This window comes from Sandarakinorhabdus glacialis, from assembly GCF_014643455.1.
GTDB lineage: Bacteria > Pseudomonadota > Alphaproteobacteria > Sphingomonadales > Sphingomonadaceae > Sandarakinorhabdus > Sandarakinorhabdus glacialis.
The window spans coordinates 53,947-78,472 of sequence record NZ_BMJM01000001.1; the positions used below are offsets into that span (position 1 = coordinate 53,947).

General features: G+C 66.7%; 27 protein-coding genes and 1 tRNA gene. 14 read left to right on the top strand and 14 right to left on the bottom strand.

All coding sequences use genetic code 11. From position 1 onward, the window contains the following. Nucleotides 1-19 precede the first annotated feature (19 nt). Entirely contained in the window at nucleotides 20-1,192 is a 1,173-nt protein-coding gene (locus tag IEW98_RS00280; protein WP_188760910.1) for an acetyl-CoA C-acetyltransferase, read from the bottom strand. Nucleotides 1,193-1,287: 95 nt separating this feature from the next. After that, complete coding sequence (locus IEW98_RS00285; protein ID WP_243450476.1) at nucleotides 1,288-2,283, bottom strand: polyhydroxyalkanoate synthase family protein; 996 nt, start codon at nucleotides 2,281-2,283, stop codon at nucleotides 1,288-1,290. Nucleotides 2,284-2,404: 121 nt separating this feature from the next. On the opposite strand from IEW98_RS00285, the gene phaR reads away from it, so the two are divergent. Together phaR and dksA are read left to right on the top strand one after the other, a co-directional pair. After that, nucleotides 2,405-3,001, top strand: coding sequence for a polyhydroxyalkanoate synthesis repressor PhaR (gene phaR, locus IEW98_RS00290; RefSeq protein WP_188760911.1), 597 nt, complete (start codon nucleotides 2,405-2,407; stop codon nucleotides 2,999-3,001). A gap of 230 nt (nucleotides 3,002-3,231) precedes the next feature. Continuing rightward, the gene (dksA, locus tag IEW98_RS00295) at nucleotides 3,232-3,720 is read left to right on the top strand and encodes an RNA polymerase-binding protein DksA (RefSeq protein WP_188761408.1); all 489 of its coding nucleotides are present in this window, start codon (nucleotides 3,232-3,234) and stop codon (nucleotides 3,718-3,720) included. Nucleotides 3,721-3,846: 126 nt separating this feature from the next. Here dksA and IEW98_RS00300 read toward each other — a convergent pair whose 3' ends face one another. Then, nucleotides 3,847-4,008, bottom strand: a complete 162-nt coding sequence (locus tag IEW98_RS00300) for a YdcH family protein (protein ID WP_308785488.1) — start codon at nucleotides 4,006-4,008, stop codon at nucleotides 3,847-3,849. A gap of 227 nt (nucleotides 4,009-4,235) precedes the next feature. Between IEW98_RS00300 and IEW98_RS00305 the strand changes: the two genes are divergently transcribed. Next, the gene (locus IEW98_RS00305) at nucleotides 4,236-4,433 is read left to right on the top strand and encodes a YdcH family protein (protein WP_188760912.1); all 198 of its coding nucleotides are present in this window, start codon (nucleotides 4,236-4,238) and stop codon (nucleotides 4,431-4,433) included. A gap of 70 nt (nucleotides 4,434-4,503) precedes the next feature. Next, entirely contained in the window at nucleotides 4,504-5,070 is a 567-nt protein-coding gene (locus IEW98_RS00310) for a tetratricopeptide repeat protein (protein WP_188760913.1), read from the top strand. A 33-nt stretch (nucleotides 5,071-5,103) separates the two neighbouring features. Here the strand turns inward: IEW98_RS00310 and IEW98_RS00315 are convergent, their stop codons facing one another. Continuing rightward, nucleotides 5,104-5,580, bottom strand: coding sequence for an Hsp20 family protein (locus IEW98_RS00315; protein ID WP_188760914.1), 477 nt, complete (start codon nucleotides 5,578-5,580; stop codon nucleotides 5,104-5,106). Nucleotides 5,581-5,760: 180 nt separating this feature from the next. On the opposite strand from IEW98_RS00315, the gene IEW98_RS00320 reads away from it, so the two are divergent. Together IEW98_RS00320 and IEW98_RS00325 are read left to right on the top strand one after the other, a co-directional pair. Next, nucleotides 5,761-6,171, top strand: coding sequence for a DUF1465 family protein (locus tag IEW98_RS00320; RefSeq protein ID WP_188760915.1), 411 nt, complete (start codon nucleotides 5,761-5,763; stop codon nucleotides 6,169-6,171). Beyond that, entirely contained in the window at nucleotides 6,168-6,575 is a 408-nt protein-coding gene (locus IEW98_RS00325) for a VOC family protein (RefSeq protein ID WP_188760916.1), read from the top strand. The genes IEW98_RS00320 and IEW98_RS00325 overlap by 4 nt, the downstream gene beginning before the upstream one ends. Here IEW98_RS00325 and IEW98_RS00330 read toward each other — a convergent pair. Next, nucleotides 6,572-7,132, bottom strand: coding sequence for a helix-turn-helix domain-containing protein (locus tag IEW98_RS00330; RefSeq protein ID WP_188760917.1), 561 nt, complete (start codon nucleotides 7,130-7,132; stop codon nucleotides 6,572-6,574). The two genes, IEW98_RS00325 and IEW98_RS00330, sit on opposite strands and share 4 nt — an antisense overlap. Nucleotides 7,133-7,231: 99 nt before the next feature. Here IEW98_RS00330 and IEW98_RS00335 point away from each other — a divergent pair, with 99 nt between their 5' ends. Both IEW98_RS00335 and IEW98_RS00340 read left to right on the top strand, forming a co-directional pair. Further along, the gene (locus tag IEW98_RS00335; protein ID WP_243450477.1) at nucleotides 7,232-7,729 is read left to right on the top strand and encodes a DUF6456 domain-containing protein; all 498 of its coding nucleotides are present in this window, start codon (nucleotides 7,232-7,234) and stop codon (nucleotides 7,727-7,729) included. 22 nt (nucleotides 7,730-7,751) lie between these two features. Next, the gene (locus IEW98_RS00340) at nucleotides 7,752-8,312 is read left to right on the top strand and encodes a superoxide dismutase family protein (protein ID WP_188760918.1); all 561 of its coding nucleotides are present in this window, start codon (nucleotides 7,752-7,754) and stop codon (nucleotides 8,310-8,312) included. An 18-nt stretch (nucleotides 8,313-8,330) separates the two neighbouring features. Here IEW98_RS00340 and IEW98_RS00345 read toward each other — a convergent pair. Continuing rightward, nucleotides 8,331-8,407: transfer RNA gene (locus IEW98_RS00345), tRNA-His, on the bottom strand. 158 nt (nucleotides 8,408-8,565) lie between these two features. On the opposite strand from IEW98_RS00345, the gene IEW98_RS00350 reads away from it, so the two are divergent. Continuing rightward, nucleotides 8,566-9,606 (top strand): Leu/Phe/Val dehydrogenase, encoded by a 1,041-nt coding sequence (locus tag IEW98_RS00350; RefSeq protein ID WP_188760919.1) that lies wholly within the window; start codon nucleotides 8,566-8,568, stop codon nucleotides 9,604-9,606. Nucleotides 9,607-9,815: 209 nt separating this feature from the next. On the opposite strand, the gene IEW98_RS00355 is transcribed toward IEW98_RS00350, so the two are convergent. Next, nucleotides 9,816-14,033: a translocation/assembly module TamB domain-containing protein gene (locus tag IEW98_RS00355; RefSeq protein ID WP_188760920.1), complete on the bottom strand. Its 4,218-nt coding sequence runs from the start codon at nucleotides 14,031-14,033 to the stop codon at nucleotides 9,816-9,818. Next, nucleotides 14,033-16,027, bottom strand: coding sequence for an autotransporter assembly complex protein TamA (locus IEW98_RS00360; protein ID WP_188760921.1), 1,995 nt, complete (start codon nucleotides 16,025-16,027; stop codon nucleotides 14,033-14,035). Before IEW98_RS00360 ends, IEW98_RS00355 begins: the two co-directional genes overlap by 1 nt. A gap of 141 nt (nucleotides 16,028-16,168) precedes the next feature. Here IEW98_RS00360 and IEW98_RS00365 point away from each other — a divergent pair, with 141 nt between their 5' ends. Continuing rightward, the gene (locus IEW98_RS00365; protein ID WP_188760922.1) at nucleotides 16,169-16,360 is read left to right on the top strand and encodes a hypothetical protein; all 192 of its coding nucleotides are present in this window, start codon (nucleotides 16,169-16,171) and stop codon (nucleotides 16,358-16,360) included. A gap of 13 nt (nucleotides 16,361-16,373) precedes the next feature. Here the strand turns inward: IEW98_RS00365 and IEW98_RS00370 are convergent, their stop codons facing one another. Then, a complete protein-coding gene (locus IEW98_RS00370; RefSeq protein ID WP_188760924.1) occupies nucleotides 16,374-17,054 on the bottom strand; it encodes a S24 family peptidase in 681 nt (226 codons plus the stop codon). A gap of 141 nt (nucleotides 17,055-17,195) precedes the next feature. Between IEW98_RS00370 and IEW98_RS00375 the strand changes: the two genes are divergently transcribed. The 4 genes from IEW98_RS00375 (at nucleotide 17,196) to IEW98_RS00390 (ending at nucleotide 22,009) form a co-directional block, all read left to right on the top strand. Beyond that, nucleotides 17,196-17,396 (top strand): hypothetical protein, encoded by a 201-nt coding sequence (locus IEW98_RS00375; protein WP_188760925.1) that lies wholly within the window; start codon nucleotides 17,196-17,198, stop codon nucleotides 17,394-17,396. Next, nucleotides 17,393-17,752, top strand: a complete 360-nt coding sequence (locus IEW98_RS00380) for a hypothetical protein (protein WP_188760927.1) — start codon at nucleotides 17,393-17,395, stop codon at nucleotides 17,750-17,752. Before IEW98_RS00375 ends, IEW98_RS00380 begins: the two co-directional genes overlap by 4 nt. A gap of 188 nt (nucleotides 17,753-17,940) precedes the next feature. Further along, nucleotides 17,941-18,960, top strand: a complete 1,020-nt coding sequence (locus IEW98_RS00385) for an efflux RND transporter periplasmic adaptor subunit (protein WP_188760929.1) — start codon at nucleotides 17,941-17,943, stop codon at nucleotides 18,958-18,960. Between the two features lie 4 nt (nucleotides 18,961-18,964). Beyond that, entirely contained in the window at nucleotides 18,965-22,009 is a 3,045-nt protein-coding gene (locus IEW98_RS00390; RefSeq protein WP_188760931.1) for an efflux RND transporter permease subunit, read from the top strand. 77 nt (nucleotides 22,010-22,086) lie between these two features. Here the strand turns inward: IEW98_RS00390 and IEW98_RS00395 are convergent, their stop codons facing one another. From IEW98_RS00395 to IEW98_RS00410, 5 genes are all read right to left on the bottom strand, one after another. After that, the gene (locus IEW98_RS00395) at nucleotides 22,087-22,752 is read right to left on the bottom strand and encodes a carbonic anhydrase (RefSeq protein ID WP_188760932.1); all 666 of its coding nucleotides are present in this window, start codon (nucleotides 22,750-22,752) and stop codon (nucleotides 22,087-22,089) included. A gap of 73 nt (nucleotides 22,753-22,825) precedes the next feature. Continuing rightward, nucleotides 22,826-23,551, bottom strand: a complete 726-nt coding sequence (locus tag IEW98_RS00400; protein ID WP_188760934.1) for a DUF899 family protein — start codon at nucleotides 23,549-23,551, stop codon at nucleotides 22,826-22,828. Next, nucleotides 23,548-23,763, bottom strand: coding sequence for an SRPBCC domain-containing protein (locus IEW98_RS16655; protein ID WP_308785489.1), 216 nt, complete (start codon nucleotides 23,761-23,763; stop codon nucleotides 23,548-23,550). Before IEW98_RS16655 ends, IEW98_RS00400 begins: the two co-directional genes overlap by 4 nt. Then, a complete protein-coding gene (locus IEW98_RS16660; protein ID WP_279380324.1) occupies nucleotides 23,709-24,029 on the bottom strand; it encodes an SRPBCC domain-containing protein in 321 nt (106 codons plus the stop codon). Before IEW98_RS16660 ends, IEW98_RS16655 begins: the two co-directional genes overlap by 55 nt. Continuing rightward, nucleotides 24,029-24,526, bottom strand: coding sequence for a VOC family protein (locus IEW98_RS00410; protein ID WP_188760936.1), 498 nt, complete (start codon nucleotides 24,524-24,526; stop codon nucleotides 24,029-24,031). Before IEW98_RS00410 ends, IEW98_RS16660 begins: the two co-directional genes overlap by 1 nt.

The window sequence follows — 24,526 nt, forward strand, 5'->3', positions numbered from 1 at the left end:
CGCCCAGCCGCCGCCGCGCCTATCGCTCAACGCAAATGGCAATCCCCATGCCGCCACCGATGCACAGTGTCGCCAGCCCGCGCTTCACATCCCGCCGCACCATCTCGTGCAGCAACGTCGTCAACACCCGCGCGCCCGACGCCCCAATCGGATGCCCGATGGCGATCGCGCCGCCATTGACGTTGACCTTCGCCGGATCGAGACCCAGCTCCTGTCCGACCGCCAGCGCCTGCGCCGCAAAGGCTTCATTGGCTTCGATCAGATCGAGATCTGCCACCGTCCAGCCGGCCTTTTCCAACGCCTTGCGCGATGCCGGCACCGGCCCGATGCCCATGATCGCCGGATCGACGCCAACCGACGCCCAGCTGGCAATCCGCGCGATCACGTTCGATCCGCGCCGCGCCGCCTCGGCTTCGCTCATCACCACCAGCGCCGCAGCGCCGTCGTTGAGCCCCGACGCATTCGCCGCAGTCACGCTGCCATCCTTTTTGAAGGCGCCGCGCAGCCCGGAAATGCTGTCGATGGTCACGCCGTCGCGAATATATTCGTCGCTATCGACGATCGTATCGCCCTTGCGGCCCTTGATCGTCACCGGCGCGATCTGGCTGGCAAACCGCCCCTCGGCGCGCGCGGCACTGGCCTTGTTCTGGCTGGCAACGGCGAACACATCCTGTGCCTCGCGCCCGATCTGGTACCGCTCGGCGACGTTTTCGGCCGTGATTCCCATGTGATAGCCATTAAAGGCATCCCACAGCCCATCCTTGATCATCGTGTCGATCAATTCGATGGCGCCCATCTTGGTCGCCGTCCGAAGCCCCTGCGCATGCATCGCCAGGCTCATGCTCTCCTGACCGCCAGCGATGATCACCTTGGCATCGCCCGACTGGATCGCCTGCGACGCCAGCGCCACCGCGCGCAACCCCGATCCGCACACCTGGTTGACCCCCCATGCCGGGGTTTCCTGCGCGATGCCCGCCGCCATCGCCGCCTGCCGCGCCGGGTTCTGTCCCTGCCCGGCGGTCAGCACCTGGCCCAGGATCACCTCGTCGACCTCGGCGGCATCGACTCCCGCATCGGCCATCACCGCCTCCAGTACGGTCCGCCCCAGTTCATGCGCCGGCGTGCTGCCAAAGGCACCCAGGAAGCTGCCGACAGGCGTGCGGCGTGCAGCAGTGATGACGGTTCCGGTCATGCGAAGGATTCCCCATAGTCAGGCGACTCGTTAGCGCCGACGTTAATGACTCGCTGCTGCAAAGGCCAGACTTCCGGCTCCGGCCGACGCCTCGTTCAGGCAGCCTCGCCGCGCAGCCACGCCGCCAGCGGATCCCAAAGCATCGCCGGCGCGCGCCCGCCGACAACCATGCCGACATGCCCGGCATCGAGCGGCATGGCCTCGCCCACTCCCGACACGCTCAGCGCCGCCGCCGGCGGCACGATCCGGTCGCGCAATGCAATAATATCAAGGATGGGTATCCCCAGCGCGCCCGGATCGACCGCCCGCCCACCGATCCGCCATTTGCCGCGCCCTGGCATGTCATCGCGGAACAGGTCCTCGGCCAGCCCCCGCGCTGCTGCCAGCGACAGCGGCTCGCCGGTATTCGACCAATCCTCGAGCACCGCGAACGCCGCCACCGCGGCCTCCGGCAATGTTGCCAGCCGCTCGTATTTCGCCGCCAGCCCCTCCGCATCGAGCGACCAGAACGCCGGCTGCAGAAGATCCATCGGCACCGCCCCCAGCGCCCCCGCGAGCGGTCCGGTTTTTTCCCACCAGTCGATCAATCCGCCGCCCTCATTGCCGTATCCGGTAAATCGCCAAGGCGTCGCCAGCAGCGTGATCCGCGACACTTGCAGCCCGAGCATCGCTGCTGCCGCCAGCCCCAGCGTACCGCCCAGGCAATAACCGAGCATGGCCACCGGCGCGCCGATGCCGGCAACCAGCGGCACCAACCTTGTCTCAACCAGTTCCTCGAGCCCCGCCGGCCCCACCGGTCCCCAATCGACCATCAACGGCCGCAACCCGCGCCCCGCCAATCCGTCCAGCAACGAGTTGCCCGGCGCCAGGTCGAGCACCGTCGGCGGATTGATCAGCGACGGCACGACGACCACGACCTGGCCAATACCGCCAAAGTCCCGCAACATGCTGCCGCCGACCTCGCCAATAACCGGCCGCAGCCCCCGAACCGCCCCGGGACCGGCTTCCTGATACCGCCGCACGCCCGCCAAGACCCGTGCCAACCGGGCGCGATCGTTGCCGCAAACCCGCGCCACGGTGTCGAGAAACACCGGCAGCGGATGGGGACCCCGCTGGCGCGTTTCGCCAGCTAAGTGACGCAAATCGCCGCCGCGTTGCGGTGCAACATGACTCTGTGGTAGGTCGACCCTTTCGACCCCTTCAGGAATTGCCATGGCCGAATCCCCTTCATCGAAAGCCGGCTCCAGCGACGGCCACAAGCCCGCAATCGAATCGGGGTCGGTCATCATCAAGAAATATGCCAATCGCCGGCTCTATAACACCGAAACCAGCAGCTACATCACCCTCGATCACCTGGCGACGATGACCCGCGACGGCCGCGATTTCCAGGTTTTCGACGCGCGCAGCGGTGAAGACATCACCCGCTCGGTCCTTACCCAGATCGTCATGGAGGAGGAGTCAACCGGCCAGACCATGTTGCCGGTTCCGTTCCTGCGCCAGATCATCGCGATGTACGGCGATTCGATGCAGTCGATGGTGCCGCACTACCTCGAAGCGTCGATGGCCGCCTTCGCCGAAAACCAGAACAAGTTCCGCGACGCCGCGCTCAAGCCGTTCGAACAGCTGGCAAAACAGAATTTGGCGCTGTTCCAGGCCGCTGCCGGGATGCTCACCTCGGCGCGTCCGGTCATGCCGCCACAACCAACGGCGCCAACGGTGCCAGCACCGACTTCGGACAGCGAATTATCGGCGCTCAAGGCCCAACTCGCCGCCCTGCAGGCGCGGCTCGACGGCATCGCCAAGGGCTGACCGCCGCTGCCGTCGCCGCGGCAATCCGAGCTAGTTTCCATTCCAGCCGGCTAGTGCCTTGCCCGCGCCCGGCGTCACCGCTATTAGCCGCGGCGGGGATGGTTGTCCGCATTGGATAGCCAGGTCGGTTGCAGACGCTGGGTCGGTTGCAGACATTTGTCGGCGCCGGGGGGGCCAAGGTCGCGGTAACCGATGGCAAGGGTTTTTGCGTGATGGGAACGTCGGCAACGATGCACGAGATCGAGCAGGGTTCTTCCGGTGAAGACCGAACTGTGATTGCTGTCGCCGAGGCCGATGGCGACAACGACGTTCATTTGCCGATCGGGTATCGGCCAGGTACCGACGAAGCGTTCATGAACCCGCGGCAGCTGGCCTATTTCCGCCGCAAGCTGCTCGACTGGCGCGAATCCATCCTGCGCGAGGCCGCCGGGACGTTGCAGACGCTCAAGGCCGAGCCGATGCGCGAGCCCGACGTCAACGACCGTGCTTCCAGCGAAACCGACTGGGGTATCGAACTGCGCACCCGCGACCGCCAGCGCAAGGTCATCGGCAAGATCGAGTCGGCGCTGCGCCGCATCGACACCGGGGAATATGGCTTTTGCGAAGTCACCGGCGAACCGATCTCGTTGCAGCGGCTCGAGGCCCGGCCGATCGCCACGATGACGCTCGAAGCCCAGGAACGCCACGAACGCGACGAAAAAATCACCCGCGACGAATAGCTGCTGCCGGCGCGACGACCTCGTCTAGTCCGGAGTGCTCGCGTTCGACACAGATCGAACGGGCACTCCGAACCGACAGTATCCCGGGCGCTTGCTGCGGTCCGTTAAACCGCTTGCTGCAAAGATTTAGTGCAGCTGGTTGATCTCTTCCTTGACCTTCAGCTTCTCGCGCTTCAACCGAGCCAGCACAACCTGGTCGGGGACCGGACGCCGCGTTTCGGCGACGACCGACGCATCGAGCGCAGCGTGGCGAGCATTGAGAGTAGCGAGATGGGCATTGGCCATCATGTTCTCCTTTTGTGGTCCCGGCCAACAGGCCGGCACCGGTGTAGGGTTCCGAATACAAACATAGACGGGGCGGCTTGTCCAAACTTGCCTTCCCTGCCGGGACAAGCCGGTATCTTGTTGCGTCGGGGTGGCCGATGCCTCCACATATGGTGTGAGGGGGAAACGAATCGCCGGCAAGGCAGTGCCCGGTCCAGCCTCTCTCGCGCCGACTCGCAAAGGGGAATGTCGTGGACGAGGTTGAAATCCGGGCCCGAATCGAGATTGCCCGGCGCGACCATCGTGATCTCGACACCGCGATCGAAGCACTGCGATTGATGGCCGATACCGACATGATCCAGCTGCAACGCTTCAAGAAGCGCAAGCTCAAGCTCCGCGACGAGATCGCCATGCTCGAAGGCCTGCTTATCCCCGACATTATCGCCTGAGCCGTCCAGCGTGCTATGATCGAGCTTCCACGATGTACGCCGCGATACATCGGGCCTTGAGGATCGAGCCGTGACCAAACCGCCGCTGCTATTTGTGCTGGCCATATTGTCCGGCACGTCCGCCGACGCATCTGTATCGGTTATCGGCCAAGGCTATGCCCGCGGCTGTTTCGAAGCCGCCGAAGGCCGTCAACCAACGCGCGAAGCGCTCAAATCGTGCGACCGGGCACTCGGCGAGAGCGCCCTCTCGGCCGACGACCGTGTTGCCACCATCATCAACCGCGGCATCGTCAGGATGCAGGCGCGCGACCTGCCCGCCGCCATCGCCGATTTCGACGAAGCCATCCGGGCGCGTCCCGACGCCGCCGAGGCCTATGTCAACAAGGGCATCGCATTGATCCGCCTTGGCGATCGCGACACCGAAGCTGTCTTCAGCCTGTCGGAGGGCATCGCCCGCAATCCCCTGCGGCCCGAAATCGCCTTCTACAATCGCGCCGTCGCCTATGAAGGCCTCGGCCGCAACCGCGAGGCCTACGAGGATTATAGCCGCGCCGCGCAACTGGCGCCCGAATGGCCCGAGCCGGCCACCCAGCTCCAGCGCTTCCAGACCGTCAAACGCAAAACCGCCGGGGTCTGAACCCCGGCGGCGGCGTACAGTCTCGCGGCGGTGTTACTCGGCCGCGAGCTTCACGCTGGTCGGCTGGACGGCATCGACCGACGTTCCGATCAGCACCTTGCGGGGCTTCTTGTGCTCGGGGACCTCGCGAACCAGCTCGATATTGAGCAGGCCGTGCGCATAGCTGGCGCCGGTCACCTTGATGGTGTCGGCCAGCTGGAAACGGCGTTCGAAGGCGCGCTTGGCAATGCCGCGATGCAGGAACACGCGCTCCTCGCCGGCTTCGGCTTCCGGCAGCGCCGCGCCAGTGACGACCAGGGTGTTTTCCTGCACCGTCAGGTCGAGCTCGTCCTGGCCAAAGCCGGCCACCGCCATCGCGATGCGATAGGCACCGTCGCCAAGCTTTTCAATGTTGTAAGGGGGGTAACCGGTCTCGCCGCCGTCGACGCGGCCGGCAAATTCAACCAGGCGGTTGAGATTTTCATAGCCGATCGAGGACCGCAGCAGGGGGGAGATATCAAAAGCGCGCATGGCATTTTCCTTTCAAAGCGAGTTGCCGTCATTCCCGCCATTTCGGCCGGGGGGTGCCGGCGCCCCGATTGGCCGCGCCGACACGCAAGATTTGGGAACTCGGCAAAACAGTTCAAGAGCCGACCTTAAAAGTCATTGCAGAGGCTGGCATTCGCGTGCCGCGCCGCGCAAAGTGATGGCATGCCGCCAGCTAACCTCCCTGAAACCAGTCGATTGTACCGGCGTGCCGTCGATATCGCGCGCCACGCCCGGCACTGGTTCGACGGCCCCGGCCTCGAATGGCGCGCCACATTGCCGGTTGCCGACCAGGCTGCCGTCGCCACCGAAAGCCTGCGCACGACCGCCCGGATGATGGCGGTGATCGCGTGGGCGGTCGATCCGCGCCACGACAAGGCGCCCGGCGCCGCGCTGCCGCGCTTCACGTCGTCGGCGTTCACCCAAGGCGGCAGCCTGCCGGGCACATCACCGCTTCTCGGCACCCCCGGCGGCGACATCGCTATCGCCTCGCGCCAACTCGTCGACACGATTGTCGAACGCACGCCGATCGCGCAAAAACCGGCTCCCCACAGCGATGGACTTTGGCGCATATGAACCCTTTCCACCTCGCAATCCCGGTCGACGACCTCGACGCCGCCCGGCGTTTCTACGGCAAAGTCCTCGGCTGCCCCGAAGGCCGCTCATCCGACACCTGGATCGATTTCGATTTCGCCGGCCACCAGCTCGTCGTCCACCGCGCTCCGCGCGCGCCGGCTATCCGCAATCCGGTCGATGGCGATGCCGTTCCGGTTCCGCATTTCGGCATAGTGCTCGATTGGCCAGCCTGGGAGGCGCTCGGCGAACGCATCGCCGCCAGCGGCACCAGGTTCGAACTGCCGCCTCATGTCCGCTTCGCCGGCAAACCCGGCGAGCAAGGCACGTTTTTCCTTTTCGATCCCGCTGGCAACGCCCTCGAATTCAAGGCCATGCGCAACCCGACAAACCTTTTCTCTACTTAAAGCGACCGCACCAGCTGTCGCACCATCGCGATCCACGGCGCATCGATCACCACCTGCCGAGCTCCTGGCGTCGCCGGCAGGATCTGCACCCGGCCGTCGTCGGTCGCCACCAGCCGTCCAAAGGCAAAGCGTCCCACCGGCCGCGGCGCCAGCACGTCGCGATTGAGCGCCCGCCCAAAATCCTCGGGCGCCAGCTTGTCGGCCCACAACGCATCGCCGGCGCGGTAATCGCCCTGCGCCACGTCGACGATGATCCCCACCATTGCCCCACCCGGCGTCGGCGCCAGCAACGTCATCGGCTTGCGCGGGGCCGCCGGCCCGTCGGCGCCAAGGATCGCCGCCACCGGCAGGTCGGCGCGGTCGGGCAGGGTGACCAGGTCCGCCGCCTCGACCTCGAGCGCCGCCGCGATCCGGTTGAGCCAGCCCACCGACACCGTCCGCGTGCCCGTTTCCAGCCGTCCGATCGTCTGCGCCGTGGTCGGCGGCGCACACCGGACAGCGACATCGTGCAGGGTCAGTCCCTTGGCCTTGCGAACCTCGCGAATGCGCGTCAGCATGTTATTCTCCAGCCAGAATTGAACCGCTACGGTTTCTTGTGTCCTACAGATCGCATGACATGGCAAGTGCACCGCAGAAATTTCAACTGGAGACTAACCATGTCGGCTAGAAACAACACAAAGCTGAACGACGTCCTGCCAGACCCGATCAACCGCCTGCTCTCCATCCGCCAGCTTGCACCGTCCGACGTCATCGATCGTCGCCAGGTCACCGTCAACCTCGCCGAATCGCCGCTCGCCTGGTTGGCCACGCGCGGCATGGTGACCCCATTGCAGTTCCGCGCCAGCGAGCGGCTCCGCCATGATTTCATGACCGCCGGCCGCGCACCTCGTATTACCATGAACTGGGACCCCTCGCCCAGCCGCTCCGCCGGCGGCGGCATTGACCCGACCACCTCGCAAATCAGCGCCCGGCAGCGCTTCGACGCCGCCGTCACTGCCGTCGGCCCCGGCCTCACCGACGTCCTCTGGCGGGTCGTCTGCCTCGGCGAGGGCCTCGAAACCGCCGAGCGCGCCCTCGCCTGGCCCAGCCGCGCCGGAAAACTTGTCCTCAAGCTGGCGCTGGATCGCCTGGTCACGCATTACAACCTCGATTGATTCGGTCGAAAGCGAGGTTGCCATGCGTCCTTACCACCTGTTCCCCGTCATCCTTGTCCTTACCGCCTGCGCTGGCACCACCGGCGACTCGATGGGGCGCACGGGCGGCACGGCACCGGCCCTGATGATCACCAGCGATGTCGTCGACGGCACCGGCAACACGCTCGGTACCGCCCGGCTTCTCCAGGAAGCCGACGGCACGCGCGTCACGCTCGCCATGCGCGGGTTGCCTGCCGGCACCTACGCCGTCCACCTCCACCAGACCGGGCTGTGCCAGGGACCGGCCTTCACCACCGCGGGCGGGCACTTCAACCCGGCAATGAAGCAGCACGGCAGCCTCAACCCCGCCGGCGAGCACCAGGGTGACCTGCCCAACATGGTGGTCGGCGACGATCGCCGCGGCAGCCTCGATGCCGTCCGCCCGGGCCTGCGTCTCAGCGACGGCACCATGCCGCTGCTCGATGCCGACGGCGCCGCCATCGTGGTCCATGCCCAGCCCGATGACTATCGCACCGATCCCGCCGGCAACGCCGGGCAACGCATCGCGTGCGGCGTCCTCGCCCATGGAAAACCGGCGGCCTGAATGTGTGGAAAGATGCGCTGGGGCGATCGACGGGGATTGAACCCGCAACCTCCGGTACCACAAACCGGCGCTCTAACCAATTGAGCTACGATCGCCGCGCAAGGCGGTGCAGATAGAGGAGCATTGCCGCTCGCGCAAGCGTGCTTTGCAAACACCGGCGCAAGCGCCCTTTTTCGGCCTTCCCTCGCCGCCGCAGTTCATTTATTGCGCGTCACTGAAATATCCTGAAACCCAACAGCCAGGCCAATTCGCAATGATCTTCGATGCTCTCGATTTCGACGCCCATGAGGTGCTGCATTTCGGCCACGACGCCGCAACCGGGCTCAAGACGATCATCGCCATCCATTCGACCCATCTCGGGCCGGCGGCGGGCGGTTGCCGCTGGTGGACCTATGCCAGCGATGCCGAGGCGGTCACCGACGCCCTCCGCCTGTCGCGAGGCATGAGCTACAAAAACGCCATGGCCGGCTTGCCGATGGGCGGCGGCAAGGGCGTCATCCTGAAATTCGATGCCGCCCCCAAGACCGAATCGCTGCTCGAAGCCTTTGGCCGCACCGTCGATTCGCTCGGCGGCCGCTACGTCACTGCCGAGGATGTCGGCATGTCGGACGCCGACATGACGGTGATTGCGCGGCAGACCCGCCACGTCTCCGGCCTGCCCAGCGCTGCCGGCGCCGCCGGCGGCAACCCCGGTCCATCGACCGCGGAGGGCATCTTTGTCGGCATGCGCGCCGCCATCGCCCATGCGCTCGGCAAGCGTGATTTCGCCGGCGTTCGCGTCGCCATCCAGGGTCTTGGCAGTGTTGGCGGCGCCCTCGCCGAAAAGCTCGCCGTTGCCGGCGCCGTGCTGACCCTCGCCGACATCGACGACGCCCGCGCTCGCGCCTATGCCGCCCGCCTGGGCGGCACCGCCGTCCCTGTATCGCAGATCGCCACCACCGACGCCGACGTCTTCAGCCCCAACGCGCTTGGCGCCGGTCTCGACGCCGAAACCATCGACGGCCTCAGGGTCGCCGTCGTCGCCGGCGCCGCCAACAACCAGCTCGCCACCCCCACCGACGGCGCCCGCCTCCACGCCCGCGGCATCCTATACGCGCCGGATTACGTCATCAACGCCGGCGGCATCATCAATGTCGCCGCCGAGTATCTGGGGCAGGGCGACGCGGCCTCGGTGGCCCGCGCCATCGCCCGCATCGAAGGCCGCCTCGCCGACATCTTCGCGGTCGCCAAGGCCGAAAACCTGCCGACCGATGCCGTCGCCGACAGCATGGCCCGCAAACTCATCGGGCGGTAGTCGCTTCCCTCTCCCCTTGAGGGAGAGGGCGACTCGGCCCCTTGGCCGGCGGGGAGAGGGGTTTCTTCTTCCTGACAGCAAGCAAAGAACAGCAAGAAGCACGGGCAAAGCCCGCGCCGTCGGAAGGGCTCGGCGGAAGTCTCCGCCGCCCCACCGGCCGAGCTTGCGCGAGTCCGCGTCCAGCTGCGCTGGCCGGCGGCCGCGCGGCGCTAATAATCCCGCTTCCACCTCAAGTTCACACTCGTCCCCCCCAACGTCGCCACTTCCGACAAGATCGAAAGCGACCGCGTCAGCGAAACCTCGATCCGCGTCGCCGTATAGCCCTGCGCATCGGTCGCCAGCTCGACATAGACGTTGCGCCCGATGTATTGCCCCGCCGCCAGCGCCGTCCGCCGGCCTGTCGCCTCGTCCGCCGGCAGGATCCGCAGCCGGTCGATACCGAGCCCCTTGCGCACCGCATTGATCGGATTGAACCCGCCGCCGCCACCGCGCAATGCCGTCAGCGCGCCGGCCAGTTGCAATGCCTCCGGTGCCGACAGGTTCGATACCGATTCGCCGAACAATATGCGGCTCAGCACCTCGTCCTCGGGCACCGCCGGAATTGAGCTGAAGCGGATCTCGGGCCGCGTCGCCGTGCCGAGGATCGACAGTTGCGCCGTAAAGCCCGAGGCGCTGCTTTCGGCCGCGATATCGATCTGCGGATCCGGCGGAAAACCGCCCTGGAATCGCAGGTCGCCGCGGGTCAGCGTGAAACGCTTGCCGGCAAAATCATAGTCGCCGCGGATCAACTCGACCCGGCCGGTGATTTCGGGGGTCGTGGCGCCGCCCTTGACCCGCAGGTCGGCGCGCCATTCGGTCTCCAACCCCATGCCACTGACGTAAATCCGGCGATCGGCATCGACTTCGAGGTCGAGCAGCCAGCGCGTCGGCGGCGCATAGATCGCGACCCGCCGCCCGAGCACATGCGTATTCTTTTCGGTGACCACCAGCACCGGCACTTGCGCCGCCGCCGTCCGGCCCAGACGAAACGCCGCGCGTTCGATCTTCAGCTTGCCGGAAACCACGCCGCCATATTCATCGGTCGCGATCCGGACATTGCCCGTCGCCGTGCCGCTCAGATCATCGCGGCCGAGCAACTGGGCGTTCTTCATCGCCAGCCGGATATCGATCGGGAAACTGCGTGCGGCCGAAAGATCGATGCCGCCGGTGCCCGAGATAGTGCCGGTCGGCCCGGCGCGCGCCGTGAATCTTGTCAGTTCAAGCCGTGAATTGACGAACCGGCTGTCGAGCGAGGCCCTGTCGAACACCGCACCCAGCACCGTGCTTTCGACCCGGGCGCCCTCGCTGCGCATCGTCCCCGTCAGCTTGGGATCGCCGAGCACGCCGTTCATGTCGGCGATGATCGACAGCGGCCCGCGCACGCTGATGGCATCGTTGCCGGCCAGGCCCCACAGCGCTTCGGCCGGGCCGTTGTAACGCAGTTGCGCGAACACCGGGCTGGCAAACAACCGTTCGCGCAGCGGTGCATCGCCGGCGGGAATTGGACCGACCCTTGCCTGCGCGCGGCCCTCGACCTTGCCGCCGCGCACGATGACGGCCTTGGCGACACCTCCGGCCGCCGTCAGTTCGGCGTTGACGCCGACATCGATCGGCGTCGAGGCCGAGGCAATCGTTGCGCGCGACAGGCTGTTGAGCCGCAGGCTGGCGGTGCCGACCGGGACGTTGCCCGCCGTAAGCGCCATGTCGATGGTGCCGGTGATCCGCCCGGTAAAATCGAGCTTCGGATTGATCGCCGACAGGATCGATACCGAGACACGGTCGAATTTTGCCTTCAATCGCTTGTCCGCGCCGAACTCACCCGAAAGCTCGGCCTTGCCCCCCGGCGTGATGATGCTCACCGGCGCCAGGATCCAGCTGTCCGGCGTCCGCGTGATGATGGCCGGGCCGCTCATCGTGATCGGCGTTGCATCGAGCTTGCCGCTGGCGGTGATCTCGATGCGCTCGGGCGCGAGGTCGGCGCTGATATTCACATTGAACGGGATATCGGTGCTGCCGCTGGCGCTTGCCTTGGCGGTGCCCCGCCCATCGGCGTAGCTGACATTGCCTTGCAGCCGGTCGATGCGCAGGCCGTTGCGCACGATCCCGAGCCCATCGAAGGTGCCGGTCACGCTCGGGCCACTTTCGGGAAACAGCACCGCCAGTTTCAGCGTGCCGCTGTCGATAAGCACCGGCGTCGCGAAGTTCAGGCTCGCGGTTTTTGCGGCGACCGATACGGCGACGCGCTGGACCCCGTCCTGCCCGGCAAATTCCGCGGTGCCGTTCACGCCTGGCCCCGTCAGGCCGAGCGTCCCGGCAAACAGACCGTCCGCGGTCTGGACGATGGTGCCACTGCCGGTCATGCCGCCGATCGTGGCTCTCGTCAGCTCGATGGCCAGCGGCGCGATTTCGGTGCGCGCCAGCCCGTCGACTGTCACCGGTCCCAGGCTCGATCCAGCCGCCGCGGCAAACCGCCAGCCGCCGGGTTCGGGCGCGACCCGCCCCTTCACATCGACCAGGCCAACCCCCAGCCCGGGCTTGGCCAGCGTGAAATCGATCGTCGGCGTCATCGTCGGCCCGGCGACCGCCAGCGTCAGCGGACCATAATTCTTCGATACACCGGCGGCCTTGATCGCCAGGATCCCCGACGCCGAGCGGCTGCCGTTCGCCGTCAGGCTGAGCCCAGGCGACACCAGCCTGGCGTTGCGAAACACCAGCGCCATGTCGCCGCTTAGGACGAATTCGGTGGTCAGCCGCGGCAGGCCTTGCGTGATCGCCGCAACGCCCTTGTTGTCGAGCCGCCGCACCGCAACGCCGGCCGTTCCCGAGACGCGCACGCCGCCGCCGGCAGGGACGATCCGCACATTCGCGTTGATGTCGGCGACGCCTTGCCCGGCGATCACAAAACGCGGCATCGCGCCTTTCACCGTCACCAGGAAATCCCTGGCGCCGCGGAAAGCCATCGTCGCTGTACCGCTGACCCGGTCCGACCGGAACGCCAGCCGGTTCGACACCGCCCGGCCGCCCTCCAGCGCGATCGGCCCCTCGACGCGGACATTGGTCAGCAACGGATCGACATTGGGCCCAAGGCCGGTCACCCGCCGCACGGTGGCGCGCACCGGCACCACCCAAGGCCCGGCACCGCCGCGAATGACGCCCGAAACGCCAAGCTCGGTCGCGATCACATTGCCCCAGGCGATCGACGGCGCAGTCACCCGGTAATCGATCACCGGCGACCCGAAGGTGCCGTCGATCGTCGCCGCCAGCCGCAGATTGCGTGCCTTCAGCTTCGGGCTGATGACGCGCGTGTCGAGCAGCCGCGCATTGACGACCAGCCCGCGGAACGTCTCCGCTCCCATCTCGACGACGCCGCGCATGTCGACCGCCAGCGCCCGGCTGTTGAAGCGTGCATCGATATCGGCGTTGCGGTCGGCAATCCGCGCCGTCGCATCGATCGCCAGCACCGGCGAAACCAGTTGCGCCGACATGCCCGACAACAGCCGTGCCGGCATCGCATCGCCGCGAATGGTGAACAGCCCGGATGCGCCCGAGACCGCGATGTCGGCCAATGGCGCCCCGCCCAGCCGGGCATCGAGCCGGCCTTTCCAGACCTGCCAGCTGCCGTCGCCGCGCAGCACCACCTGCAGCGGCTGTTTCAGCCCGAGAATGCCGGCGATCACGCCGCCGCGCGGCGCGGTGACCTGCGCATCGATATCGAACTTGTTGTTGTCGGGCTCGGCATCGAGCTTGAGCCTGACCGCATCGCCGCTGGCTGCCAGCCCGGTCCCCGCCTGGCCGCTCCCCGTAGCGCCAAGCGCCACCGCATCGAATTCGACCTTGGCCCGCCCGGCCCGGATATCGATGACGCTGTCGACCGAGATCACGCGTCGTTGCCCCGATACCGGCGGCTCAAGGATCATCCGATCGACCTTGAACCGCGCGATATCGAAATCGAAATCCGGCAATATGGTGTCGCTGGGATTGAGCTTGGGCCCGCGCAGGACCCGCGCTTCGGGCGCATACGCCGATCGCACCGTCAGCGTCCCGCGGATCAGGTCGAGCGGCCGCCAATCGAGGTCGAGCCGCTTCACCTCGGCAAAAACCCCCTTGGGGTCGCCGATGGTCATGTCGTGGAGCACTGCCTTGCCAAAGATCGATCCGTCGATCCGCCCGACCCGCACGAACAGCCCCGACGCCGGCGAATAAAGCGGCAATTGCCTGACGACGAAAGCCCGCCCGCTATCGCTATCGAGCCAGCGCAGCGCCCCGAACGCCAGTACGCCGAGCAGCAGCACCAGCATCACGACGGCTGACAACACCCGCGCGACCACGCGTCCCCGCCGCTTCTGCGCCGGCATGACTTCGACGTCCGGGGCCACGGCGTCGTCCATCAGAACGCCTGGCCGATCGACACATAGAACGCCGCCCTGGGCTCACCCTCGCGCCGCGCGATCGGTGTCGCGATATCGATGCGCACCGGCCCGAAGCTGGTAAAATAACGCAGCCCGATGCCGACGCCGTAGCGCAGGTCGGTAAACTTGGGCAGCGACGTCGGATAAACCTGCCCGGCGTCGACAAAGCCGACGACGCCAAGGTCGCTGCCGAACGCCTCGAAGCGATACCGCACCTCCGCCGACGCCTCGACCAGACTGTTGCCCCCGGTCGGTGAACCCTCGGCATCCTGCGGCCCGACGCCCTGGTAGTCATAACCGCGCACCGACCCGCCGCCGCCTGCATAGAACCGCCGGTCCGGCGCGATCCGTCCCCGCTCGGCCCCGGCGATGCCGCCGACATGCATCCGGCCCGCCAGCACGAAGTCGCCGAACGGCTGGTACACGCTGCCGTCGACCTGCAGCTTCACATAGTTGAAGTTCTGCCCGCTGCGCAGCGAGAATTCCGGCGATACCCGCCCAGACAGCCGAAATCCCTTTGACGGGTTGAGCAGGTCGTCGGACCGATCCCAGGTAATGGCGCCGGGAAACGCCAGGATGAAATAGGTGTTGTTCGGATCGTCCGGCGCCGACCGGTCACGCTGCCGCGTCGCCAGCAATTCGACGCCGACCGAATAGGTGATCGGCTTCTGCCAAATGATATTCGATTCGCGATCGATGGCCGCCAGCACACCGACGGTCGTCGCATCGAAAGCGTCCTGCTGTTCCGCCGTGAACCCGCCCCGCAGCGTCAACGACTGGTCGCGCCGGCGGAAATTGCGCTTGCGAATTTCACCCGTTAGAACCTGTTCGCGCTCGGCCGCGACGACGCGCGCGGTAAAGGCGCCTTCCGGCTGGAACAGGTTGCGATGCGTCCAGCTGCCCTCGACGCGAATGCCCTGCCCGGTTGAATAACCGACGCTGGCCGCAATCGTCCGCGCCGGCGCCGCCTCGGTCGTGATCTGCAGGTCGACGACCTGTGTCCCGTCCGCCTGTATCGCCCCGGCGACCGGTCGAACCGAAACCGTGCCGAACAACCCGGTATGAATGAGCGCCCGGCGCAGGTCGTCGCGGCCGGCGTCGGTGAACGGATCCCCCGGCTTGAACCGCGCCAGCAGCGCCAGGTGCTTGTCGTCGAAGCCTTGCAGCGCGCCCGACATGCGCAGCGCGCCGTGGACGCCCGGCTTGCCGAGATCGATCGTCTGCAGCAACGTCGCCGTCCGCGTCGCATGATCGATCACGATGTCGGGCTTGCCGACCACCGCAAAGGCATAGCCCGCATCGGCCAGCTTCACCGCGATGGCGTCCTGCCCGGCATTCACCCGCGCCGCGTCGACGGTATCGCCGACCTTGATGCCGAGCAGCGGCTTGACGATACCCAGCGGATCGCCGCCGATCGCCTCCGCCGGCGCTACGACGCTAATTGAATCAAAGGTATAGATCGGCCCCGCCGTGACCGTCATCGCGATACTGGTCTTGCCGCCGACCTGCACCGGCGCCGTCAACGCTACCGCCGTATTGCCGCCATAGTGTCCGATCGAGCGCAGCAGCTGGTCGATCAGGTCGCGGTCCTCGGTTGTCCGCCGGTTTATCTGCGCCAGGTTCGCCGGTTGCCCGCGCTTGGTCCATAGCGACGACAGCTCGCGAAACTGTGTCTCCAACCCCAGCTCCGCCAGGCCCGTCACCGCAACCATGTAGCTGACATCGCCCGCCACCTCGACCGGCTCGCCATCGGTCGTGGTCTCGACCGTCGGCCATGCGACATTGCCCGGCAACGGCGCAAAATCCTCGAGCTGCGGTGCCCCTTGCGGCATCGGCACAGGCCCCGCGTCCGGCGGCGCAGCAGCAACCGGCGTCGTATCCTGCGCCCGCGCCGCCCCGGCCAGCAGAACCACGCCCGAAACCAGCAACGCCCTGCGAAAATACCTCGAATTGGGGCTGCCGGCAAAATCCACGCTTCGGCTCTACCGCAGGGCGCCGCTGGCGCAAAGCTATCGTATCGGCCGCGCAGGCAGGGGGCGAATCATCCGGCCGGCCATGGCCGAAATGCCACACCTGGCTGGCGTCCGGGTCACCTCCCGTGCGAAGGCTGCGCGATGAACACCCCTCCCGCCGATCCCCCTTCGCGCCCACCCGCCCTCGGCGGCGGCTGCCTGATCGCCGCCGGCCTCGTGCTCGGCCCGGTTCTCGGGCTCCTGTTCAACCAGACGTCGCTCGGCCTCATCCTGGGTGCCGTCATCGGCGTCGCCGCGGCCGTCATCCTGACGGTGCTCGACAAGCGCCGCTGACGCCCCCGCGGCCTCAGTTCAGCCGCCGCCCGACCCAGACCACGCGCCCGATCACCGAGACCCCGGCCGGATCGCAATCGTCCCAACTCGGATAGGCATCATTGTCGCTGCGGATTGCCAGCCGCCGCGTCGCCGGGTTCACCGACAGCCGCTTGACCAGCAGCGCACCATCGGTGCGCAGCACATAGATGCCGTCGCGCAGCCGCTCGCGGTCGTCGGTATCGACCAGGATCTGGTCGCCATCCGCCAGCGTCGGCAGCATCGAATCGCCCGCCACGCCGATCACCGACAATGCCTCGGGCCGCCCGGTGGCGATCGTCCGAACCCAATTCGACTGGAACGCGATCGCCGCCAATGGGGCCTCGCTGTCCGGCTCTGCGCCGGCGCCCGCCGATGCACCGACATCGAGCTGCGGGATCAGCACATAATCCTCGGCGCGCTGGACCAGCCCCGGCCGCGCCAGCACCGCCCGCGCGGCACTGTCGTCGGGCCCACCGAGCAGCCGCTCGGCAATGCCGAAATGCCCGGCCAACACCCGCCGATCGGTTTCGGACAGCCGCCGGGGCACGCCGCGCTTGACGAATTGCTGGATGTAAGTGGGGTTGCGACCGAGCCGCCGCGACAGCGAGGCATAATCCTCGCCTCGCGCCGCGATCAACTCGTCCAACCGTTTGCGGATGGTCAAACTGTCCATAAGTCGCGGCACCTCCTCACCTGGTCCGCTTGAATCCGACCTTACCATAGTTTTTTACCTAGACTAGTAGGATTTAAGTCCGGATGAATGGGGAAACCAGTCGATTCGGATTGGTTTCTGCGTCGAAGGGGAGCCTGGGAAATGAACTTGTTGCTGACAGTCGAACGACATTTGCGGTGCCAGTCCGTTGCGCCCTCGCGCTTCGGACGCGAGGTCGCGGGCGATCCGCGCTTCGTGTTTGATCTGCGCCGGGGACGGGAACCGCGCAAGATCACGCGGGACAGGGTGTTGGCATTTATCGCCCGCACCAGCGTTGCGCCAATTCGGGAGACGGTGCGATGAGGCCCCTTGGCAATCATATTCATGCTGCGATCCTGCGGGCTATCGGCGATTCCGGTGCCTTCGATGCCACAGATAGGGAAAAACCCACGCTGACGGTCGAGTCGATGCAGTCAACCGACTGGGCCAGCGCGACATTTATCGGAGCGACGCATGATTTCAACCTGCGAATCACCGGCAGTCGACATTCCGTCGCGGCTGCCCTGTGCTTGCTGGTCGGAAACCTGCCGGATCGCAACATTCCTATCGCCGGGCATATCGTCGCAGAAGTCGCCGTCATCCCGGGTACCCAATACACTATCGGTAACGATATGATTGCTAATTCGTTAACAGTCAACGTGCTGACGATCATGGATTGACGATTCAATGGTCATATTTGTGTCCTGAGCGACACTCAAATAAATCCTTGCGCGCGCCAGTGTTCGGTCGCATCTTGTGAGTCCTGATCAAATCTCCGGGGCACAAGATGCGGCGAACGCCGAAAACCACAGCTGCCCGCCCGCCAATCGTTATCGGGACATCCGGTTTCGCGCGGCCCGGACTGGCCTTGCTGGTCGCTGGCCTCGTTGCCGGTTGCTCGGCAGAATCGGCACCCCGCGCCACCATCGAAGTTCCCGTTCCCGTTTCCATCGTCCAGGCTGTCCCCGCCGGCGGCCAATCGAGCCTTGATATCAGCGGCACCGTTCGGCTCAAGCGCGAAACCCCGCTCGGCTTCAACGGCGCCGGTCGCATCGCCGCCATCCTCGTCAACGAAGGCGACCAGGTCAGCCGCGGCCAGGTCCTCGCCCGCCTCGATCCCACCAGCCTCGCCGCCGCCAGCACATCGGCCCGCGCCGAGGCCGATCGTGCCGATGCCGATTACAAGCGCCTCGCCAGCCTGTTCAAGCAAGGCTGGGTGACGGCACCTCGGGTCGAAACCGCCCGCGCCAGCGCCGCCGCTGCCCGCGCCCAGGTCGCCCAGGCCAGCTTCGACGTCGGCCTCGCCACCATCCGCGCCCCGTCCGCCGGCGTCGTCCTGCGCCGTCCCGCCGAACCCGGCCAGATGGTTACCCCCGGCACTACCGTCGTCATCGTCGGCGAACGCGCTTCGGGTTATGTCCTGCGCGTGCCGATCGCCGATGGCGACCTCAGCCGTGTCGCGGTCGGCCAATCGGCTGCCGTCACCATCCCCGCCCTCGGCGCCGTGCCGATCGTCGCCCGCGTGACCGAAATCGGTGCGCGCGGCGACGACGTCACCGGCACCTTCCGCGTCGAACTGGCCTTGCCGCCGCAACCGGGCCTGCGTTCCGGCCAGATCGGTCGCGCCACCCTGCGCTTCGGTGGCGTCGGCCCTGTCGGCGGCGCTGTCACCGTTCCCGCCACCGCCGTCTTCGCCGCCCGCGCCGACGAGGGCTTCGTCTATGTCCATGATGCCGCCGCCGGCAAGGTTCGCCTGCGCCAGGTTGCCATCGGCCCCGTCGGCGACGCGGCGCTCACCGTTACCGCCGGCTTGCGGCCGGGCGAGCCCGTCGTCACCTCGGGCGTCGACCGGCTGCGCAACGGCAGCCGCGTCACCGTAAAATCCTGATAAAATGGGTCTCATCGATTTCGCGGTAAAACGCTGGCAGATCACTCTTGTGTTCTTCGCGCTGCTGTTCGCCATCGGCCTGTCGGCGTTCCTGACCATCCCGCGCTCGGTCGATCCGCATTTCCCGTCGCCGTTCATCAACATCGTCGCCACCGTGCCCGGCGCCGAGCCGTCGGACATGGAAACCACCATCGCCAAGCCGATCGAGGATGTCCTCCAGGGGCTCGACGGCATCGTCCGCGTGCAATCGCGGTCGACCGACAGCACCGCCGTCATCACCGCCGAATTCAGCTGGAGCGGCGACCCCGAGAAAAACTACGACGAGGTCGTTCGCGAGGTCAACGCCATCCGCAACAGCCTTCCGCCGGCGCTCAGCCGCCTCGAATTTCAAAAGACCCGTACCACCGAGGCTGCCGTCGTCCAGTTCGCGTTGGTGTCCGATACCGCCAGCTACCGCCGGCTCGAAAAAATCGCCAAGGATTTGCGCGAACGCCTCAACCGCGTGCCCGGCGTGCGCAACACCCGCGCCTGGGCCATCCCCACCCCCGAAGTCACCATTGCCATCGACAGCGGCCGGCTGGCGCAGCTCGGTATCCCGGTCACCGCCGTTACCGACGCGCTGCGCCAGGGCTCGACCGACCTGCCGCCGGGCGCCGTCCACAGCGGCGACCAGCGCCTCAACGTCCAGGCCGGCGGCGCCTTCCGCAGCGTCGCCGAGGTCGCCGACGAGCCAATCCGCGCCGCCAACGGCACCGTATTGCGCGTCAGCGACGTCGCGAAGGTCGGCTGGGGTTACGAGGAACAACCGCACTACGCCCGCTACAACGGCAAGCGCGCCGTCTGGGTAACACTCACCCAGAAAGACGGCCTCAACGTCCTCGATATCCGCAACGGCGCCATCGCCGCCGCCGACGAATACCGCAAGCTGCTGCCCCCCGACGTCAAGCTCGAGGTCGGCTTCGACCAGTCGTTCGACATCGCCCGCAAGCTCGACCAGCTCGGCCGCGATTTCGCCATCGCCCTCAGTCTCGTCCTCATCACTTTGCTACCTCTCGGCTGGCGCGCCTCGATCGTCGTCATGGTCTCGGTTCCGCTCAGCCTGTTGATGGGGGTCGCCGTGCTGGCCTTCTTCGGCTTCACCCTCAACCAGCTGGCGATATCCGGCTTCATCATCGCGCTCGGGCTGCTCGTCGACGATTCGATCGTCGTCACCGAGAATATCGCCCGCCACCTGCGCGAGGGCGAGGACCGCGTCGCCGCCGCCCTGTCCGGCACGCGCGAGATTGCCGTTGCCGTCATCGGCTGCACCGCGGTGCTGCTGTTCGCCTTCCTGCCGCTGGCGTTCCTGCCCGAGGGCGCCGGCAAATTCACTCGCTCGCTGCCCGTCGCCGTGCTCGGCACCGTCGCTGCCTCGCTGCTGGTCTCGCTGACCATCGTGCCGTTCCTCGCCAGCCGCATCCTGCCGCAGCACGAACCGGCGCACGGCAACCGCTTCCTCCAGGCCATCCAGAACGGCATCCAGCGCTTTTACGCGCCGACGTTGCACTGGTCGCTGACCAACCCGCTGAAGGCGATGCTCGCCGCCACGCTTATCGTCGTCTCGAGTTTCGCGCTGATCCCGTTCATCGGTTCGAGCCTGTTTCCGCCCGCCGATGCGTCATACTTCCTCGTCACCGTCACCGCCCCCGAAGGCGCCGCCATCACCCAGACCGACCGTGCCGTCCGCTTCGTCGAGCAGGCCACCCGCGGCGAGCCCGATGTCACCGACGTCCTCGCCAATGTCGGGCGCGGCAACCCGCAAATCTTCTACAACCAGCGCAGCTTCGACCAGCGCAGCAGCATCGGCGAAGTCCTTGTCAACCTGAAGGAGTGGGACTCGGTCCGCGGCCCGGCACTCGTCGATCGCCTGCGCAAGCGCTTCGAAGCCAGCCCCGACGCCCAGTTCGTGCTCAAAGTTTTCCAGAACGGCCCGCCGGTCGATGCCCCGATCCTCGTCAAGGTCACCGGTCCCGACCTCGATGTCCTCAAGCGCCTCGCCGGCGAAGTCGAAACCGTGATGCGCGCCGTCCCCGGCACCCGCGACGTCGTCAACCCCGTCGCCGTCGACCAGCCGCGCCTCGACCTCGGCCTCGATGCCGGCAAGGCCGCCTTGCTCGGCATCCAGCCCGGCGCCCCCCGCCGGGCGCTGCGCCTGGCGCTGGCGGGCGAAAACGCCGGCCGCCTGCGCGATCGCGAAGGCGACAGCTACAATGTCGTCGTCCGCCTGCCGCTCGAAGGCCGCCACGCGATATCGGCGCTCGACGATGTTTTCGTGCCATCGGCCGGCGGCGCTATCTCGCTCCGCCAGATAGCCACCCCGCACCTCGATTCCGCCCCGCCGCGCATCAACCGCGAACGCCAGCAGCGCATCGTCAGCATCCAGTCGCAGGTCGCCCCGAATTTCCTCACCGCCAAGGTCAACACCGCGGTCTTCGCCGCCATCAAGTCGATCAAGCTCCCCGAAGGCTATCGCTTCGAAGTCGGCGGCGAGGCCGAAGTCGCGGCGCGCAGCTTCGGCGGCCTCGGCCCGATCATCGCCATCGCGATCTTCGGCATCCTCGGCGTCCTCGTCGTCGAATTCGGCCGCTTTCGTGAAACCATCGTTGTCGCCGGCGTCATCCCGCTCGGGCTGTTCGGCGGTCTCGTCGCGCTGTTCCTGACCGGCAACTCGCTCAGCTACACCGCCGTCATCGGCTTCGTCGCGCTCATCGGCATCGAGATCAAGAACTCGATCCTGCTCGTCGATTTCACCACCCAGCTGCGCAAGCAGGGCGTCCCCTTGCGCGAAGCCATCGAGCGCGCCGGCGAAGTCCGCTTCCTGCCGGTCCTGCTGACCAGCGTCACCGCCATCGGCGGCCTGCTGCCGCTCGCCCTGTCAGGCTCCGGACTCTACAGCCCGCTCGCCTGGGTCATCATCGGTGGCCTCGTCTCCTCGACCCTGCTCAGCCGGATCGTGACACCGGTGATGTATCTGCTGATCGTCCGCGGCCACGATTCCGTCCCGAGCTAACTCCCTCCCCCCTGCGGGGAGGGCGACTCGGCTCCAGCCGAGCGGGGTGGGGGAGCCCAATCTCAGGTCTGCAAACCTCAGTCGTGCGGCGGGTGATCGAGATAGCCGGCCAGCTCGGCCGCATAATGTTTCGAAACCGGCGAGAAACTGCCGTCGCGATCGTCGAGCGCCAGGATCTCGCCCTCGCCGATATCATAGACCCAGCCATGCAGCGTCAGCTTACCCCGCGCCATCGCCACCGCGACTGCCGGATGCGTCTTCAGATGATTGAGCTGCAGCATGACGTTCTGCTCGAGCAGCATCAGCATCCGGTCATGGTCGTTCAACCCGTCGCCGATCGCATCGACGATCTCCACCGCCGCCCGCGCATAGCCCAGCCAATCGCGCACATGCGGCATCGCATCGAGCTTCTCGGGTGCGATCGCCCCCTTCATCGCACCGCAATCGGTATGTCCGCAGATGACGATATGCTCAATGCCCAGCCCGGTCACCGCAAACTCGATCGCCGCCGTCGTAGCCCCGGTCGTGTTGCTGTGCGGCGGCACGATGTTGCCGGCGTTGCGCACCACGAACAGGTCGCCCGGCTGGCTCTGCGTCAACATCCCGAGCTCGATCCGCGAGTCCGAACAGGTGATGAAAAGTGCCTCGGGCTTCTGGCCGGTGCTCAGCTTGGCGAACAACTCGCGCTTGTCGGGAAAAACATCGCGCTGAAAACGGACAACACCAGCGGCAAATTTCGGCATGGACGGCTCCTTGGTCATGATCCGTCCTCGACTATCGCCAACATTACAAAACTGCAATGTTAATCCGGCACAGTCAGCCGCCCGGTGTACTCGCGGCGTTAGGGTAATCGAGCGACGGATACCAGTCCGCCCCGCGCCCCGCCGGCGTCATGTCGAGAAACGCCCACAACGGCTGCAGATCGGGCGCCCCGCGCGGGTCCTGCCCGGGGTCCATCGTATCGCCGCCCATCTCGCCCGCCCAGAACAGCCGGATCACGCCATCCGCCCGCGTAAACACATTCAATGCCGGCACTTCCTCGCCGTCCGGCATGAACGCCCCCCACTCCCGTGAATACCCATCGTCGAGATCCTGCGCCAACATGAGCCCGCGCCACCCGCGCCCCGCCGCAAACGCCGCCACCTTTTCCAGCGGCGACCGCGCCACCACCACCACCGCCGCGCGCTGCTCGGTATCCTTCGCCGTCGAGGCGATCCCCGCGATCAGATTGGTGCACATCGGGCACGGCGCCTCACGCTGCGGCCCGAACATCCAGCTATACATGATCAGCGTGTCATGGATCCCGAACAGCCCGGCCAGGTCGAGCTCCCCCGCCGCCGTCCTAAACCGATACCTGTCACGCACCACCGGCCCCGGCAGCAACATCCGCCGCTGCGCCGCCACCCGCTCGATACTGCGCCGCAGCTCGATCTCCTCCGCCAGCAACGCCGTTCGCGCCGCGCGGTATTCGCCGCTCTCGCCCTCAAACCGCATCGCACTCCGCGCCGCCAGCTCGTTCGCGTTCACCAAAGGCCCGCTCATTTCAAACCCTCCGCTACTGCCGCCAGCTGGTCAGCCATTGTCCGCCAGCCGTCCTCGAAACCCATCGCCTTATGCTCGTCCCGCGCCTTCTCGGTCCAATGCCGCGCCCCCGTCCGGTACAGCGTGCCGTCGCCATCCGGAGCCAGCTCGGACACCCCTACCATGAAAGGCCCCTGCGGCACCCATCCCGGCCCGAACGCATCGGTAAACACCAGCCGCCGCCCGGGCGCACCTCGAGCAAAACCCCCGCCGGCCCACCCGCCGTCTCGCCATCCGGCCCATGCATCGTCATGTGAAACACCCCGCCGGCGCGCCACTCGATCGCATGGACTTCGGTCCGCCACGGCTGCGGGCACCACCACTCCGGCAAATGTTCGGTCATCGCCCGCCAAACCACTTCCGGCGACGCTGCGATATGCCGCTCCACCGCCAGCTCGAACCCGCCCAACACCGGCACATCACCACATGGATCCACCATTACCTGTCTCCTGCAAAGGCCGTCTGCAACGCGGCAATATCGAGCTTCACCATCACCATCATCGCGCCCATCATCCGCCCCACCTGCGCTGGCGTCCCGGATCGCTGCAACTCGCCCATCATCCGCGGCACCACCTGCCACGACACCCCGAAGCGGTCCTTCACCCAGCCACACTGCACAGGGCTCCCGCCATCCGCCGCCAATCCGTCCCAGATCCGGTCGACCTCGGCCTGGTCGGCACAATCCACCGAAAGCGACATCGCCTGCGTATGCGGATACCCCGGCCCGCCATTCAGCCCCTGGAACGGCTGCCCGCGCAGCGTGAACTCGACCAGCATCGCCGTATCCGCCGGGATGTGCAGCCCGTCACCGGCCCGCCAGACCTTGTCCACCGACGAATCCGCAAAGATTCCGGCGTAAAATTTCGCCGCTTCCTCGGCTTGCACATCGAACCAAAGGCACGGCGCTATCGCATCGTTTTTCGCAAGGTCTGGCAT

Bases quoted from the DNA above. Each gene is read 5' to 3' on its own strand.
- IEW98_RS00315 (WP_188760914.1), bottom strand. From the start codon at position 5,580: ATGCGCGCTTTTGATATCTCCCCCCTGCTGCGGTCCTCGATCGGCTAT.
- IEW98_RS00355 (WP_188760920.1), bottom strand. From the start codon at position 14,033: ATGGACGACGCCGTGGCCCCGGACGTCGAAGTCATGCCGGCGCAGAAG.
- IEW98_RS00380 (WP_188760927.1), top strand. From the start codon at position 17,393: ATGAGGCCCCTTGGCAATCATATTCATGCTGCGATCCTGCGGGCTATC.
- IEW98_RS00400 (WP_188760934.1), bottom strand. From the start codon at position 23,551: ATGAGCGGGCCTTTGGTGAACGCGAACGAGCTGGCGGCGCGGAGTGCG.
- dksA (WP_188761408.1), top strand. From the start codon at position 3,232: ATGCACGAGATCGAGCAGGGTTCTTCCGGTGAAGACCGAACTGTGATT.
- IEW98_RS00340 (WP_188760918.1), top strand. From the start codon at position 7,752: ATGCGTCCTTACCACCTGTTCCCCGTCATCCTTGTCCTTACCGCCTGC.
- IEW98_RS00375 (WP_188760925.1), top strand. From the start codon at position 17,196: ATGAACTTGTTGCTGACAGTCGAACGACATTTGCGGTGCCAGTCCGTT.
- IEW98_RS00300 (WP_308785488.1), bottom strand. From the start codon at position 4,008: ATGATGGCCAATGCCCATCTCGCTACTCTCAATGCTCGCCACGCTGCG.
- IEW98_RS00320 (WP_188760915.1), top strand. From the start codon at position 5,761: ATGCCGCCAGCTAACCTCCCTGAAACCAGTCGATTGTACCGGCGTGCC.
- IEW98_RS16660 (WP_279380324.1), bottom strand. From the start codon at position 24,029: ATGGTGGATCCATGTGGTGATGTGCCGGTGTTGGGCGGGTTCGAGCTG.
- IEW98_RS00395 (WP_188760932.1), bottom strand. From the start codon at position 22,752: ATGCCGAAATTTGCCGCTGGTGTTGTCCGTTTTCAGCGCGATGTTTTT.
- IEW98_RS00350 (WP_188760919.1), top strand. From the start codon at position 8,566: ATGATCTTCGATGCTCTCGATTTCGACGCCCATGAGGTGCTGCATTTC.
- IEW98_RS00330 (WP_188760917.1), bottom strand. From the start codon at position 7,132: ATGCTGACGCGCATTCGCGAGGTTCGCAAGGCCAAGGGACTGACCCTG.
- IEW98_RS00390 (WP_188760931.1), top strand. From the start codon at position 18,965: ATGGGTCTCATCGATTTCGCGGTAAAACGCTGGCAGATCACTCTTGTG.
- IEW98_RS00280 (WP_188760910.1), bottom strand. From the start codon at position 1,192: ATGACCGGAACCGTCATCACTGCTGCACGCCGCACGCCTGTCGGCAGC.
- IEW98_RS00410 (WP_188760936.1), bottom strand. From the start codon at position 24,526: ATGCCAGACCTTGCGAAAAACGATGCGATAGCGCCGTGCCTTTGGTTC.
- phaR (WP_188760911.1), top strand. From the start codon at position 2,405: ATGGCCGAATCCCCTTCATCGAAAGCCGGCTCCAGCGACGGCCACAAG.
- IEW98_RS00325 (WP_188760916.1), top strand. From the start codon at position 6,168: ATGAACCCTTTCCACCTCGCAATCCCGGTCGACGACCTCGACGCCGCC.
- IEW98_RS00370 (WP_188760924.1), bottom strand. From the start codon at position 17,054: ATGGACAGTTTGACCATCCGCAAACGGTTGGACGAGTTGATCGCGGCG.
- IEW98_RS00335 (WP_243450477.1), top strand. From the start codon at position 7,232: ATGTCGGCTAGAAACAACACAAAGCTGAACGACGTCCTGCCAGACCCG.
- IEW98_RS00365 (WP_188760922.1), top strand. From the start codon at position 16,169: ATGAACACCCCTCCCGCCGATCCCCCTTCGCGCCCACCCGCCCTCGGC.